This is a genomic window from Humidesulfovibrio mexicanus (assembly GCF_900188225.1).
Classification (GTDB): Bacteria; Desulfobacterota; Desulfovibrionia; order Desulfovibrionales; family Desulfovibrionaceae; genus Humidesulfovibrio; species Humidesulfovibrio mexicanus.
Map to the genome: position 1 here is coordinate 115208 of NZ_FZOC01000006.1, position 14041 is coordinate 129248.

Consider the following 14041-nt stretch of genomic DNA (forward strand, 5'->3'; position numbering starts at 1 on the left):
CGTCCGCGAACGCGCCCCAACACCCCCAAGGAGCCGCCATGCCCCGCGTCAGCATCGTCATTCCCAACTTCAACCAGCACAAATACCTGCCCGGTTGCGTGGACCACTGCTGGTTCCAGACCCATGAGGACCTGGAGCTGATCATCGTGGACGGCGGCAGCACCGACGGCACCAAGGACTACCTGCGCCAACTGCCGCAGGAGCTGGAGCTGCGCGAAAGCACTCCCATCATGGCCATGGACGCGGCCGGAAACATCGTCCACAAGCGCTGCAGAAGCTACCGCGAGGACACCCACGCCGAGCACCCCCGGCGCATCCTCAAGATCATCGCCAGCGAGACCGACCTGGGACGCACCGGCACCTACAACGCGGGCTTCCGGCAGGTCACCGGCGAATACTGCACCTACATCGTGGGCGACGACCTGCCGCATCCGCACATGATCGAAGAGCTGGCCCGCACCCTGGACGAGACCGGGGCCGACCTGGCGTACTCCGACTTCAGCATCGTCACCGACGACGACCGCATCCTGCGCCTGGTGCGCAAGCCCGACTACGACTTCACGGCCTGCTTCGCCGAGTGGTTCCACATCGGCGTCTCCACCCTGCACCGCGCCAGCTGGCTCCAAAAGACCGGCCTCATGGACGAGGAATTCCAGTTCGCCAACGACTACGCCCACTACCTGCGCATGGCCATGCACGGCGCGCGCTTCGTCCATGTGCCGCGCGTGCTTTATTCCGTACGCTTCCACGGGGCCATGACCCAGCACGAGGAGTCCTGCCGCCTGGCCTTCCTGGCGCGGGAGTTCCTGGCCGGGGGCGAGCCGGGCCTCAAGCCCGGAGCGTAAGGACAGGGACCGTCAAAAAACCGTTCATGCACCGAACGGTTCCGCAGCAGGCAACCGGAGGCCGCGATGATCGAAGCAAGAACCCTGGCCCAGATACTTCCCCAGGCCGAGAACACGCCCGTGTCCCTGCTGGACTGGCGGCAGTCCTACGGCGGCATCCTGCTGGAGGAGATGGCCGCCCTGCTCAAGGTGGCTCGCGTCATCAATCCGTCGCTGGCCTTCGAGATCGGCACCTTCCAGGGCGAGACCACCCTGCAGCTGGCGGTGAACTGCCGGGCCGAAATCCACACCCTGGACCTGTCCCCGGCCGGACATCCGGGCCACGACGCGGCCGGACGGCCCAGCGACCCCGAACTCGACGTGTATCCGGACGTTCCGGGCGAGCGCTTCGCCTCCTACTCCGGCCCCTCGCGCATCGTCCAGCACTACGGCGATTCGCGGACCTTCGACTACTCGCCCTTCGCCCGCCGCGCCCAGCTGGTGTTCGTGGACGGCTGCCACCACGAAGAATTCGCGGCCAGCGACTCGGAACACGCCCTGCGCCTTGCCGCGCCCGGCGGAGCCGTGCTCTGGCACGACTACGCCGACTACGCCCCGGGCGTCATGCGCGCGCTGGACCGGCTGGCCGAGCGCGTGCGGCTCTGGCGCATCGCGGGCACCAGCCTGGTGCTGCACCTGGCCTAGGCTGGCCTCCGGGCCTGCCTAAAGGCTTGCCCTGTTCCCTCCGATACTGCATTCAGTGAACGAACGGTCGTGGTGCGGCGCTGTGGGCCGCCCCGCTCCGGTGAACGCCGACAGCGCCCATGGAACGGATGTTGCTTGCGGTTGTCCACAGGGCAGAAGCTGCCGCGATCGTTCGTGGAGCGAATGAACAGGGGGATGTGACCTATGGCGGAAGCGCTGGGCGTGGAGCGGACAAACCGGCGGGACGGGCGCGCCCCGGTCCCGGCGCCGCCGATGCCGCAGACGGCGGCCCTGGAGACGCTGGCCCTGATTCCCGCACGCGGCGGCTCCAAGGGCTTGCCCCGCAAAAACATCCTGCCCCTGTGCGGCAAGCCGCTCATCGCCTACACCATCGAAACCGCCCTGGCGGCCCGGCGCATTGGCCGGGTGGTCGTCTCCACAGACGACCCGGAGATCGCCGAGGTGGCCCGCGCCTTCGGGGCCGAAGTGCCTTTTCTGCGCCCGGCCAGCATGGCCGACGACAGGGCCAGCGTGGGTCAGGCCGCCGCGCACATGCTGGCCGGGCTGCGCGAGCAGGGCTACGAGCCCCACGCCCTGGCCGTGCTCTACCCAACCTCTCCCTTCCGCACCCCGGCCCTGCTGGACCATCTCTGCGGACAGTTCGAGCGCGGATACAATTCCGTCGTGGCCGTGCGCCGGGTGGACCATGCAAGCGCGCCCCTGTGCCGCGTGCGCGACGGGATGCTCGTCCCCCTCTGCCCCGGAACCGAAGGCCAGCTCGCCTACGAGCGCCGCTACGGACTGTTCCAGGGCACGCGCTTCAACGCCCCGGACAAGCCTTTTCTGCATATCATCCGCGACGAGGCCGGACTGGTGGATATCGACACCCTGGAGGACTTCCTCCTGGCCGAGGAAATCATCACAAGCGGCCTGTTCCGCTTCGGAGCCTGAACATGGACGCCATCATCCCGCTCATGCCGGAGCACCCGGCCCTTTTGAGCAGCGACGCGGGCGCCGCAGCCCTTGACCGGGTCTTCGCCGCCCTGCGCCAGGCCCGGGGCCTGGAGCGTGTCGTCGTGGCCGGGCACGATGCGGAACTGCTGGACATGGCCAGGGATGCCGGGCTCTCCGCCGTGCTGCTGGCCGCGCCCCAGCCCGGTCCAGGCGGGCTGCTGCCGCGCGGCGCGCTGGCCGCCCTGGAACGCCTGGCCGCCGACGGCCGCCGCGTGCTGGTGGTGGGCTGCGAGAACCCCCTGCTCCGCGCCGAGGACATCGAAGCCTTTGTTCGCAACGCCGCAACAACGGACGCGCCGCTGCTGAGCGCGACCGCCCCCGCCGACCACCCCTGCCAGCTGAACCGGCACCTGCGCCTGCGCGGGTCCGGAATCCTGCTGCCCCTTGACCCGCAGGCCCAGGGCGGCCCGCGTCTGCTCACCCTGCCCTTCCGCTTCCTGTGGGCCGCCCAGGACGCGCGCGGCCAGGGACCGGCCTTCGCCCTCAACCCGGCCGACGGCGCGCTGTTCGCCGTGGCGGACCAGGACCGCGCCAGGGCCTGCGGCCCGCTGCTGCTGCCCGAAGGCCCGGAACGCGCGCGCTTAAGCCTGCCCGGCTCCGAGGCGATGGAGCTGGCCGCCCTGCACGGCGCTCCTGGGCTGTCCAGCGTGCTCTGCGTGGGGCTGCACCTCACGCCGGGGCTGCCCTGCCTGGCTTGGCGCGGCCAGGACGGAACGCCAAGGCTCGGCTTCGCGCCGGGTGCGCCCCAACATCCGCACTGCCAACTGTACGGCCGCGGGCCGGAGGGCGAGCGCCGCGCCTCCCTCGACCTTTCCGGCGACCCCCCCAGTGCGCGGCTGCCCTGGCACCCCGGACCGGAGGACGGCCCCCTGTCCTACAATCTTCTGGAACAGCCCGACGCGGACGGCGGCTACGACCTGATCCTGGCCTACCCGGACGGCCACGGACTGTGGCGCACGGACCCGACAACGGGCCGCCGCGTCAACACCGCCACCGGCCGCCCCATCCACGGCCGCCAGGAGTTTCCGGATGTGCTGCAGCCCGACGGCTCCCTCTTCGCGCTGACCCTTGGCGAGGCCAAGGAGCTCGACGCCCTGCTGGCCGCCGGGCGCGTGGCCCCCTTCATCCTGGACGCGCGCCGCTCCATGCGGCTTTGCACCCCCATGGACCTCTTGCGCTACACGGTCCGGCGCAAACTGGAGCACGCATGAGCACCGCCAGCAACGCCGCGCCCGCCCTGGCCCGGCAGCCCTTCTTCGACGCCCCGGACAATTTCGCCCCAGACGAGGGCCAGAGGACGGGCCGCCCGGCCGGAACGCTGGCCGGGTCCTGCGTTCTCGCCGCCGCCGTGCTCGACGCCGTGGCCGACCTGGCCGGAGATTCCGGCAGCGAGGCCGCCCTGCTGGCCAAAAGCGGCGCGGCCAAGACCCTGGAGTCCCGGCACGACGCCCTGTGGAACGCCCTCCGGACGGATTTCCTCTCCCCCCGCGGCGATGCGCGCCCCGCGTATGCCGGGGCGCTGGGCCACGGCCTTTTGGCCACGCCCTGCGGCCTGCAGGCCGGGGCCGACGGCGCCCTCTGGGCCACCAGCCTGGGCGGCGAAGGCCTGGCCGTGCTGCCGCCGGACGGCGGCCAGGGACGCCTGGTTCCCCTGCCCGGTTCGCGGCCCTGGGGCCTGTTCCAGGCCGGGGGCGGCGCATTGTGGGTCTGCGACTTCGCCCGGCCCCGGCTGCTGCTGGTGGAGGCCGACGGCACCGTGGCGCGCGAGCTGGCCGTGGAGTTGGCCGACGAGAGGAACGGCCTGCGGCCCATATTGGGCGCGGCCGACCCGGACTCGGGCTGGCGGACCCTTTTCTGCATCCTGGCCGACGCCTCGGGCAAGAACCGCAGGCTGGCGCGCCTGAGCCTCGACGGCGGCGGACCGGAATTCGAGCCCTGCCCGCTGACCCAGCCCAGCGCCCTGGCGATTCGCGGGGGCAGACTCTACGTGTCCTCCCAGAATCCGGCGGTCATCCTCTCCCGGCCCATGCGCGGCGGGGAGTGGTCGCGCTTTTCTTCCGGCCTTGCGCCGGAGTACCTCACCCAGTTCACCTTCACGCCCGACGGCGTCTGGCTGGCCGCCAGGGGCCGCCTGGCCCGGCTGGACGCGAATGGCCGCCTGGAGCGGGTGGTGGACGCCGCCGCCCTGTCCGGGTATCCGGGAAGCAACTTCTGCGGCCTGGCCGCGCTGGCCCTGCCCGATGGTCCAAGGCTCTTCGCGGCGGACAACATCCACAACCTCGTCCACGCCTTCCGGCTGGACTGAAGCCCGAAGCGGAGCGCACATGGTCGCCCTCACCACCAAGGCCGACACCCTGGAGGCCCTGCGCGCGCAGCTCACCCGCGCCTGCGTGCCCGAAAGCGTGGTCTTCCGCGTGGAGCGCTGGCGCACCGAGCCCGGCGCGGTGCTCCAGAACATCCGCGACCGCTTCGCCGGGCGCACGCTCATCGTGCGCAGCAGCGCCATGGGCGAAGACGGGGCCGAGGCCTCGCTGGCCGGGCATTACGCCAGCGTGGGCGGCGTAAGCGCCAGCGATGGCGAGGCCCTCGCCCGCGCGGTGGATGAAGTCGTCGCCTCCTATGCCGAGGACGGCCGCCCGGCCGCCGGGGAGGAGCAGGTGCTGGTGCAGCCCATGGTGCAGGACATCAGCATGTGCGGGGTGGTGTTCACCCACGACCTGGACACCGGCGCGCCGTACTACGTCATCAACTACGACGACGAGACCGGCCGCCACGACACCGTCACCGGGGGCCGCGACGACGTGAGCCGCACCCTGCTCGTCAGGCGCAGCCAGACCGGCCGGGTGGAGTCCCCGCGCTTCCGCGCCCTGCTGGCCGCCGTGAGCGAGGTGGAGGACGCCGTGCGTTCGCCGGGGCTGGACATCGAGTTCGCGGTGACGCGCCAGGGCGAGGTGTTCATCCTGCAAGTGCGGCGCATGGCCTGCCAGGTGAACTGGAACCGCGAGACCACCCGCCGCGTGGACGTAGCCGCCGAGGAGGTGCGCCGCTTCGTGCGCGCCCGCCTGGCCCCGCTGCCCGGCAGTCTGGGCCGCTCCTCGGTCCTGGGCATCATGCCCGACTGGAACCCGGCGGAGATGATCGGGACCACCCCGCGCAGGCTGGCCGCGTCCCTGTACCGCAGCCTCATCACCGACTCCGTCTGGGCCGAGGCCCGGGCCGAGATGGGCTACCGCGACATGACCGGCCGTCCGCTCATGCTCGACCTGCTTGGCCGCCCCTACATCGACGTGCGCGAAAGCTTCAATTCCTTTCTGCCCGCAAGCCTGCCGGATGACCTGGGCGAGCGCCTGGTGGACGCCTGGCTGGACCGCCTGCGCGCCGCCCCGGAACTGCACGACCGCGTGGAGTTCGAGGTGGCGGCAACCGTCCACGCCCTGGACTTCGACGAACGCGCCCTGCCGGGACTGCTGGCCCTGGGCCTCAGCCAGGAGCAGGCGGCACGCTTCAAGCAGGCCCTGCTGGCCCTCACCAACCGCGTGCTTTCCGGCCAGCCGGACCTCATGGCCGCGCAACTGGCCCGCCTGGACCGGCTGGACGCCCGGCGGCCCGCCCGGCTTCAAGCCCTGGCCCGCGGCGGCCCGGCGCGGCTCTACGCGGTCAAGGGCCTTTTGGACGACTGCCGGAGCCTGGGCACCCTGCCTTTCTCCATCCTGGCCCGCGCGGCCTTCATGGCCGAGGAATTGCTCCGCTCCCTCACGCGTCTGGGACTGCTCACGGCCGACAGGGCCGAGGCCTTCCGCGCCTCGGTGCGCACGGTGCTCACCGAGTTCATGGAGGACGCCGAGGCCCTGGCCGCCGGCGCCCTGGGGCACGAGGACTTCCAGCGGCGCTACGGGCACCTGCGCCCCGGCACCTACGACATCCTCTCCCGCCGCTACGACCAGCGCGGGGATTTCCGTCCTGGCCGCCCCGGCCACACGGAGCGCGCCACCGCGCCGACCACGCGCCACGGCCACGCACCTTTCGCCCTCACCGGCCCGGAGGAACAGGCCATCGACGCGGCCTTGGCCGCGCGCGGCCTCGCCTGCGACGCAAGACGCCTGTTCGCGTTCATGACCCAGGCCATCCGCTGGCGCGAGCTGGGCAAGTTCCGCTTCACCCAAAACCTCAGCGACGCCTTGGAGGGCCTGGCCGCCTGGGGCGAGGAAAACGGCCTGAGCCGCGAGGAGCTCTCGCACCTGGACATCGGCGAGCTGCTGGCCGGAGCCTGGAGCTGCCGCCCGCGCGAGGCCGAGGACGAGCTGCGCGAGCGGAGCAGACAGGGCCGCGCCGCCCTGGAGCTCAGCCAGGCCGTGCGCCTGCCCTTCCTCTTGGCGCACGAGTCCGACGTGGACGTGATCCCGCTGCTCAAATGCCGCCCCAACTTCATCACCAGCAAAAGCGTGCGCGCGCGCACCGCGCCGGTCACCGGACGCGAGACCGCCAGCCGGGACATGGCGGGGCGCATCGCGCTCATTGAAAGCGCGGACCCCGGCTTCGACTGGATCTTCACCACCGGCCTGGCCGGGCTTGTGACCAAACATGGCGGCTCCAACTCGCACATGGCCATCCGCTGCGCGGAGCTGGGCCTGCCCGCGGCCATCGGCTGCGGCGAGCAGCTCTTCCAGGGCTTCCTGGGCGCGGAGCACCTGCACTTGGACTGCGGCGCGGAAATGATTACGGTGGTCGCACGGAGGCGCGCCTGACATGGTGGTGTGGATCATCGGACTTTCCGGCTCTGGCAAGAGCACCCTGGCCCAGGAGGTGACGCGCCTGACGCGCGCCAGCGGCCGGGCCTGCGTGCTGCTGGACGGCGACGCCGTGCGCCAGGTCTTCGGGGCCGACCTGGGCCACAGCCTCAAAGACAGGCACAAGAACGCCAAACGCTTCAACGGCCTGTGCAAGCTGCTGGACGACCAGGGCGTGGACGTGGTCTGCGCCATCCTGTCCCTGTTCGAGGACACGCGGCAATGGAACCGCGACAACCTGCGCGCCTACCGCGAGGTGTTCCTGGACGTTCCCCTGAACGCTCTCGCCGCGCGCGACCCCAAGGGCCTGTACCGCGAGGCGCTGGCCGGACGCATGGCCGACATGCCCGGCGTGGACATCCCCTTTGTGCGGCCAGCCCGGCCGGACCTGACCATCACGAACACCGGAAGCCTGGACGCGCTGCTTGCGCGCGCGCCGGAAATCGCGGCCATGATCCTCGGCCACGCGCCCGGCTTCCCGGACGCCGGAGGCGGGCGGTGAGCTATCCCTACGCCTCGCCCGGCCTGCTGGCCGAACCCTGCCGGTACATGTACCCGCCCTACGGCGGAGCGGACTTTCTCTGCGCCTGGGCGGAGCAGCGCGGCCGGGCCATGGCGGAGCTGGCCGGAGTTGCCGCCCTCCCCCAGGAATCGCCCCTGCCCGGCCTGTGCCTGGCCCTGCTGGAATCCTTCGCCGGGCGTCAGGCGGACCTGGACGCCCTGCGCGCAGCCCTGCCCGCGCCCAAGCCCGCGCCCAAGCCCGCGTCTGAGGCAAACGGCGCGGAGGTGGCCCTGGCCCCGCTGCTGCGCGCCCTGCTCGTCCGCGCGGCCAGCGGCGAGAACAGCGCGGCCGACGCCCAATGGCTCCCGCGCCTGGCGCGAAAAATCGAGGTGGCCAAGCGCCTGTTTCCGGCCTACGCCCCGCACCCACTATACGGCCTGGGCACGCCCACCGACCCGGACGCGGGCAACCGGGACATCGGCCTGCACGCCCTGCTGGCGGCGGCGCTCGGCCTGTGCCCCGGCCCGGACACGGAGCTGCGGCTGCTCAACGCCCAGCTCAAACTGAACGACACCCTCTGTTCCGAGCTTCCGGCCCTGGCCGCCCGCCCGGAAAACGCCGCCCTGGCCCTGCTCTCCCTGCGCGCCGAGGTCTGGCGCGTCAACGCCCTCTCGCCGGAGGACGCCCCATGGCGCTGAACGGGGTCATTTTCCTCGCGGCGGACACCGCCCGCTCCCGCGCGTACGCGCAGGCCATGGAGCAGGCCGGGCTGCTGCCCGCCCACGCCCTGCTCCTGCGCGCCCCGGCTGATGCTCCGGCGGCCATGGCCGGGAGCGCTGCCGCCCCCCTGCCCCCGGCCAAGGCCTGCGGCCTGCGCTTCGACCCGGCCGAGCCCGTGGCCCAGACCCTGGCCCGCGCGGGCGTAAGCGCCACCCCCGTGGCGTCCCTGGACATGAACGGCCCGGAGGTGGCCGCCGCCCTGCGCGCCCGGCCCGAATCCCTGGCCATCTTCTCCGGCCCCGGCGGGGCCATCCTGCGCGACGGAGTGCTGGGCCTGGGCAAAAGCTTTCTGCACGTGCACGGCGGCTGGCTGCCGGACTACAAGGGCAGCACCACCAACTATTACAGCCTGCTGGAGCGCGACGAGTGCGGGGCCTCGGCCATCCTCATGACCGGGGACATCGACTGCGGCCCCATCCTGGCGCGCAGGCGCTTTTCCCGCCCGGCAGACCCCAGCGGCCTGGACTACGTGCTGGACCCGCTCTTCCGCGCCCGCGTGCTGCTGGACGCCCTGGAACGCATCGCGCAGGCGGGCGGCCCCGGCGTGGACCACCGCGAGGCGGACAACACGGGCGGCCGCACCTTCTATGTGATGCACCCGGTGCTGCGCCACCTGGCCATTCTTGGCGGAGGGCTCAAGCCATGCGCGTAACCCGCCGCCAGGAGCACGTGGACGCCTACTGGGCCAGGCGCTGGGCCGCAATCCCGGCGGACGAGGCTGCGGCCAATCCCGAGGCCTACCCCCTGCGCCACGCCCTGGAGGCCATGCAGGGCGTCAGCGGCCCCGTGCTGGAGGCCGGGTGCGGCAGCGGGCGCATCCTGCGGCGTTTCCACGACCAGGGCGCGCGCATCGTCGGCATGGACTACGTGGCTCCGGGCCTGGCGAAACTTGCCCAAGCCGACGGCTCGCTCACGCTCGTGCAGGCCGACATGCGCCGCCTGCCCTTCGCCGACGGTGCATTCCAGTGCGTGCTGGCCTTTGGCCTGTATCACGGCATCGAGCACGGCATGGACCAGGCCCTGGCCGAGACCCTGCGCGTGCTGGCCCCTGGCGGCGCGCTCTGCGCCTCCTTCCGCACGGACAACCTGCAAAACCGGCTCATCGACTGGCACGCGGCCCAAAAGGCCAAAGGCCCCAAGCCGGACGGCCCCGGCCAGTTCCACAAGCTGAACCTCACCCGGCGCGAGTACGAGTCCCTGCTGACCCGCGCCGGGTTCACGGTGGAGCGCACCTGGGCCGCGCAGAACTACCCCTTCCTCTACAAGTTCCCCCTGTTCCGCGCGGCGGAGCAGGCCAGCTTCGACGAAAGCCGTGGCCGACGCGACGGCTACCGCCTGAACCTGGCCGGACGCGCGCTGCAGGGCGCGCTCTACGCTCTGGCCCCGTACCAGATGTGCAACGTCACCGTGTGCCTGGCCCGCAAGCCCGGCAGGGAGGCCGCGTGAAGCTCGTCGCCGTTTCGCAGCGCCGCGTTTCCGGACGCGAGGAGCGCGACTGCCTGGACCGGGCCTGGCCGGAATTCCTGGCCGCCTGCGGCCTTGTGTGTGCGCCCGCGCCAGGCGCCCCGCGCCTGCTGGACGCCTGGCTTGAGCGCCTGCGGCCCCAGGCCGTGCTGCTCACGGGGGGCAACGCCGCGCCCGGCACCGGGCAGGACGACGTCTGCCCGGAGCGCGACGCCGTGGAGCGCGCGCTCATCCTTTGGGCTGGGGAAAACCGCCTGCCGCTGCTGGGCGTATGCCGGGGCGCGCAGATGCTGAACCACTTTCACGGCGGCGCGCTCCGGCCTCTGCCGGGCCACGTGGCCACGCGCCACGGCCTCGCTTCGGGCGAAGGCGCGCCTGCGCTCCCCGCGGACGCCAATTCCTACCACCATTACGGCCTGCTGCCCGACGACCTGGGCGCTGGCCTGCGCGCCCTGGCCCTGGCTCCGGACGGCTCGGTGGAGCTCTTCGCCCACGCGGCCCTGCCCCAGGCCGGGATGCTTTGGCACCCGGAGCGTCAGGCCCCCTTCCGGCAGGAGGACATGGCCCTCGTGCGCGCCTTTCTGGAGGTTACCCCATGACCCACGTGACGCGCGCCGTGCTGCTTGCGGCAGGCCAGGGCCTGCGCCTGCGGCCCCATACCGGGACCAATCCCAAATGCCTGCTGGAGGCCGCGCCCGGCCTGCCCCTGCTGGACGTGCAGCGCGCCGTGCTGAACGCCGAGGGCGTGACCGACCATGTGCTGGTGGCGGGCTGGCTGGCGGAGAAGCTGGAAGGGCGGGGTCTGACCCTTGTGACCAATCCGCGCTACGCCGAGACCAACATGGTCTGGACCCTGCTGCAGGCCCGCGAGCTGATGTCCGGCGGGGCGGTGGTGGGCTACGGCGACATCGCCTACCCGCGCGAGGCCCTGCGCGCCGTGCTGGACGCGCCCGGACACCTGGCCGTGGCCGTGGACCTGGACTGGGAGCCGTATTGGCGCAAGCGCTTCGGCGACCCCCTCAAGGACGCCGAGACCCTGGCCATGCGCGGCGGGGCCATCGTGGAGATCGGCGGCAAACCCGAGACCCTGGCCCAGATCGAGGGGCAGTACATCGGGCTCATGCGCTTCAGCGCCCAGGGCGCGCGCCAGCTGTGGGACATCTTCGACGCCTGCGCCGCGCGCGGGAGCGTCAACGGCAAGACGCCGGAAACCGCCTTCATGACCGACCTGCTGCAGGAGGCCGCCCGGGCCGGACTGCCGCTTGCGGCCGCCACCTTCCACGGCGGCTGGGTGGAGATCGACACGCCGGAGGATCTGGCCCTGCCCGAGACCACCGCGCGGGTGCGGGCCATCGCGGCCGACGTCGGCCTGCGGAAGCGGGAGGAGTAGGCGCGCCATGTGCGGCATCGCCGGATACATGATGCGCGAGCCCAGGCCCGACGCAGTGCTGGAAGCCATGGTGGAGGCCTTGTTCCATCGCGGGCCGGATGCGGCGGGCTACCTGCTGCGGCCGGGCTTCCGCGCCGGAATGCGCCGCCTGAGCATCAACGACCTGCCCGGCGGCGGCCAGCCCCTGTACAACGAGGACCGCTCCGCAGCCCTGCTGTACAACGGGGAGATCTACAACTCGCCCGAGCTGCGCCGCGACTTGGAAAAACGCGGGCACCGCTTCGCCACCCGCTCGGACGGCGAGGTCATCTGCCACCTGTGGGAGGAGGAGGGCGAGGCGCTCTTCGACCGCCTGGACGGCATGTTCGCCGCCGCCCTGTGGATCGAGCCGGAGCAGAAGCTCATCCTCGCGCGCGACATTCCCGGCGAGAAGCCGCTGTACTACGCGCAGCTCTCGGAAACCGAGTTGGCCTTCGCCTCGGAGCTCAAAAGCCTGCTGCGCCTGGATATTCTGGACCGGGGACTAGACCTGCAGGCCCTGTGGGACTTCCCCACCTTCCTCTGGGTGCCGGAGCCCGCCACCGGCCTGCGCGCGGTGCGCGCCCTGCCGCGCGGGCACCTGCTGGTGGCCGACGCCTCGGGCATCCGCCTGCGGGCCTACGCCGGGCCGCATCCCCTCGCGGCCGACCCGGCCCCGCTCTCCGACGCGGAGGCCGTGGCCGAGACGCGCAGGGTGGTGACCCGCGCCGTGGAGAGCCGCCTGCTCTCCGACGTGCCCGTGGGGGCCTTCCTCTCCGGCGGGCTGGACAGCTCCATCGTGGCCACCCTCGCCGCCGCGCGCCTGCCCAGGCTCTCCACCTTCACCATCGGCTTCGAGGACGTGGCCGACCCCTACCACGGCCGCGCGGACGAGTCGCCCCAGGCCGAGGCGCTGGCCCGGCGAATCGGCTCCGAGCACCACACCATCCGCGTCGCGGCCGACGATTTCCGCGCCGGCCTGCGCGACTTCTGCCGCTACGGCGACCTGCCCTTCTCCGTGTCCTCTGGCCTGGGGGTGCTGGCCGTGTGCGGGGCCGCGCGCCAGGCGGGCATAAAGGTGCTGCTCAGCGGCGACGGCGCGGACGAATGCTTCGGCGGCTATTCCTGGTACGCCCACCTGGACCGGCTGGGGCCTGCGCCCGCGCCCGGACCAGACCCCTTGTCCGGGCCAGAGGGGGACATCTCGTTCCAGAGCGTGGGGCTGAACCTGGAGGAGCGCCTGCGCGCCATGGAGGCCTGCGCCCTGCCCGGCCGCCTGTGGGCCTGGCACTACTACGCGTCCGAGGCCGACAAGGCCCGGCTCTTCCATCCGGACGTGGCGGCGGCGGCGCACAATTCCCTGCGTCATTTTCCCGTCAGCGGGGACGGCCCGTGGACCCCGCGCCAGACCATCGCCCAGGACCGGGGCATGTATTTCCCGCAGGAGATGCTGCGCAAGGCCGACCGCATGAGCATGGCCCGCTCCGTGGAGGCGCGCGTGCCCTTTGCCGCGCCGGAGGTGCTGGCCCTTTCCGGGCGCTTGTCCTACCGGCAGATGGTGCGCAGCGGCGAGCTCAAGTGGGCGCTGCGCCGGGCCTTCGAGGACGCGCTGCCGCCGGAGGTGGTCTCGCGGCCCAAGCACGGCTTCAACGTGCCCATAGACCACTGGCTGCGCGGCCAATGGGCCGACCTGGTGGACGAAGGCCTGGGGCCGGGCTCGCGCCTTGCGCGCGAGGGCCTTGTGCGCAAGGATGCGGCGGACGCCGCCCGCGCCCTGCTGGCCGACCCGCAGCGCCTGTGCGGCCACACGGTCTTTTCCCTCATCACCCTGAACATCTGGCTGGAAGAGGCGGACACATGGAAATAATCGCGGAGATCGGGCAGAACCACAACGGCGACATGGCCCTTGCCGTGGAGCTTATCCACGCCGCCAAAGAGGCCGGGGCCGACGTGGCCAAGTTCCAGGTCTACGATGCGCGCGCCCTGTTCCCCAGGGAGAACAACCCCTGGTATGACTACAACCTGTCCACGGAGCTTTCCCGCGGGCAGGTGCTGCTTTTGGCCGAGGCCTGCGCGCGCGCGGGCATCGAGTTCATGGCCTCGGTGTTCAGCCCGGAGCTGGTGCCCCTGCTGGAGGAGGCCGGGGTGCGCCGCTACAAGGTGGCCTCGCGCTCCGTGCGCGAGGGCGCGCTCATGGCCGCCCTGGCCGCCACGGGCAAGCCGCTTCTGGTGTCGCTCGGCATGTGGGACGGCCCGGACTTTCCCCAGGTGCCCACAAGCGCCCCGGTAGGATTCTTGCATTGCATTGCCAGGTACCCCGCCCGGCTGGAGGACCTGCGCCTGGGCCAGGTGGATTTCAGCCGCTACGCCGGGTTCTCGGACCACAGCGAGGGCATCACCGCCGCCATGGCGGCGCTCTCGCGCGGGGCGGGCATAGTGGAGAAGCACTTCACGCTGGACAAGAACATGTACGGGCCGGACCATGTGTGCAGCATGACCCCGGACGAATTGCGGGAGCTGTGCCGCTTCCGCTCGGAGCTGGCCCGCTGCCTGTAGG

General features: G+C 71.8%; 14 protein-coding genes. All 14 read left to right on the top strand.

The genetic code is table 11. The features are described 5' to 3' along the window. Positions 1-38 precede the first annotated feature (38 nt). The 14 genes from CHB73_RS12785 to CHB73_RS12850 all read left to right on the top strand — a co-directional run bounded on the left by CHB73_RS12785 (position 39) and on the right by CHB73_RS12850 (position 14040). Positions 39-845, top strand: a complete 807-nt coding sequence (locus CHB73_RS12785; RefSeq protein ID WP_089274988.1) for a glycosyltransferase — start codon at positions 39-41, stop codon at positions 843-845. 66 nt (positions 846-911) lie between these two features. After that, positions 912-1529, top strand: coding sequence for a class I SAM-dependent methyltransferase (locus CHB73_RS12790; RefSeq protein ID WP_089274989.1), 618 nt, complete (start codon positions 912-914; stop codon positions 1527-1529). Between the two features lie 204 nt (positions 1530-1733). Further along, positions 1734-2480, top strand: coding sequence for an acylneuraminate cytidylyltransferase family protein (locus CHB73_RS12795; RefSeq protein ID WP_143337386.1), 747 nt, complete (start codon positions 1734-1736; stop codon positions 2478-2480). A 2-nt stretch (positions 2481-2482) separates the two neighbouring features. After that, positions 2483-3754, top strand: a complete 1272-nt coding sequence (locus tag CHB73_RS12800) for an NTP transferase domain-containing protein (protein WP_089274990.1) — start codon at positions 2483-2485, stop codon at positions 3752-3754. Continuing rightward, the gene (locus CHB73_RS16885; protein WP_089274991.1) at positions 3751-4848 is read left to right on the top strand and encodes an NHL repeat-containing protein; all 1098 of its coding nucleotides are present in this window, start codon (positions 3751-3753) and stop codon (positions 4846-4848) included. Before CHB73_RS12800 ends, CHB73_RS16885 begins: the two co-directional genes overlap by 4 nt. A gap of 19 nt (positions 4849-4867) precedes the next feature. Beyond that, positions 4868-7288 (top strand): PEP/pyruvate-binding domain-containing protein, encoded by a 2421-nt coding sequence (locus CHB73_RS12810; protein ID WP_089274992.1) that lies wholly within the window; start codon positions 4868-4870, stop codon positions 7286-7288. 1 nt (position 7289) lies between these two features. Then, positions 7290-7832 carry an adenylyl-sulfate kinase gene (locus tag CHB73_RS12815; RefSeq protein WP_089274993.1) on the top strand — a complete coding sequence of 181 codons (543 nt, stop codon included), beginning with the start codon at positions 7290-7292 and terminating at the stop codon, positions 7830-7832. After that, positions 7829-8530: a hypothetical protein gene (locus CHB73_RS12820; RefSeq protein ID WP_089274994.1), complete on the top strand. Its 702-nt coding sequence runs from the start codon at positions 7829-7831 to the stop codon at positions 8528-8530. Before CHB73_RS12815 ends, CHB73_RS12820 begins: the two co-directional genes overlap by 4 nt. After that, complete coding sequence (locus CHB73_RS12825; RefSeq protein ID WP_089274995.1) at positions 8521-9264, top strand: hypothetical protein; 744 nt, start codon at positions 8521-8523, stop codon at positions 9262-9264. Before CHB73_RS12820 ends, CHB73_RS12825 begins: the two co-directional genes overlap by 10 nt. Continuing rightward, positions 9255-10058 carry a class I SAM-dependent methyltransferase gene (locus CHB73_RS12830; protein ID WP_089274996.1) on the top strand — a complete coding sequence of 268 codons (804 nt, stop codon included), beginning with the start codon at positions 9255-9257 and terminating at the stop codon, positions 10056-10058. The genes CHB73_RS12825 and CHB73_RS12830 overlap by 10 nt, the downstream gene beginning before the upstream one ends. Beyond that, positions 10055-10675 carry a gamma-glutamyl-gamma-aminobutyrate hydrolase family protein gene (locus CHB73_RS12835; protein WP_089274997.1) on the top strand — a complete coding sequence of 207 codons (621 nt, stop codon included), beginning with the start codon at positions 10055-10057 and terminating at the stop codon, positions 10673-10675. Before CHB73_RS12830 ends, CHB73_RS12835 begins: the two co-directional genes overlap by 4 nt. Beyond that, the gene (locus CHB73_RS12840; RefSeq protein WP_089274998.1) at positions 10672-11466 is read left to right on the top strand and encodes a phosphocholine cytidylyltransferase family protein; all 795 of its coding nucleotides are present in this window, start codon (positions 10672-10674) and stop codon (positions 11464-11466) included. Before CHB73_RS12835 ends, CHB73_RS12840 begins: the two co-directional genes overlap by 4 nt. 7 nt (positions 11467-11473) lie before the next feature. Further along, positions 11474-13351, top strand: a complete 1878-nt coding sequence (gene asnB, locus CHB73_RS12845) for an asparagine synthase (glutamine-hydrolyzing) (protein ID WP_089274999.1) — start codon at positions 11474-11476, stop codon at positions 13349-13351. After that, entirely contained in the window at positions 13342-14040 is a 699-nt protein-coding gene (locus CHB73_RS12850; RefSeq protein WP_089275000.1) for an N-acetylneuraminate synthase family protein, read from the top strand. The genes asnB and CHB73_RS12850 overlap by 10 nt, the downstream gene beginning before the upstream one ends. Position 14041 lies beyond the last annotated feature (1 nt).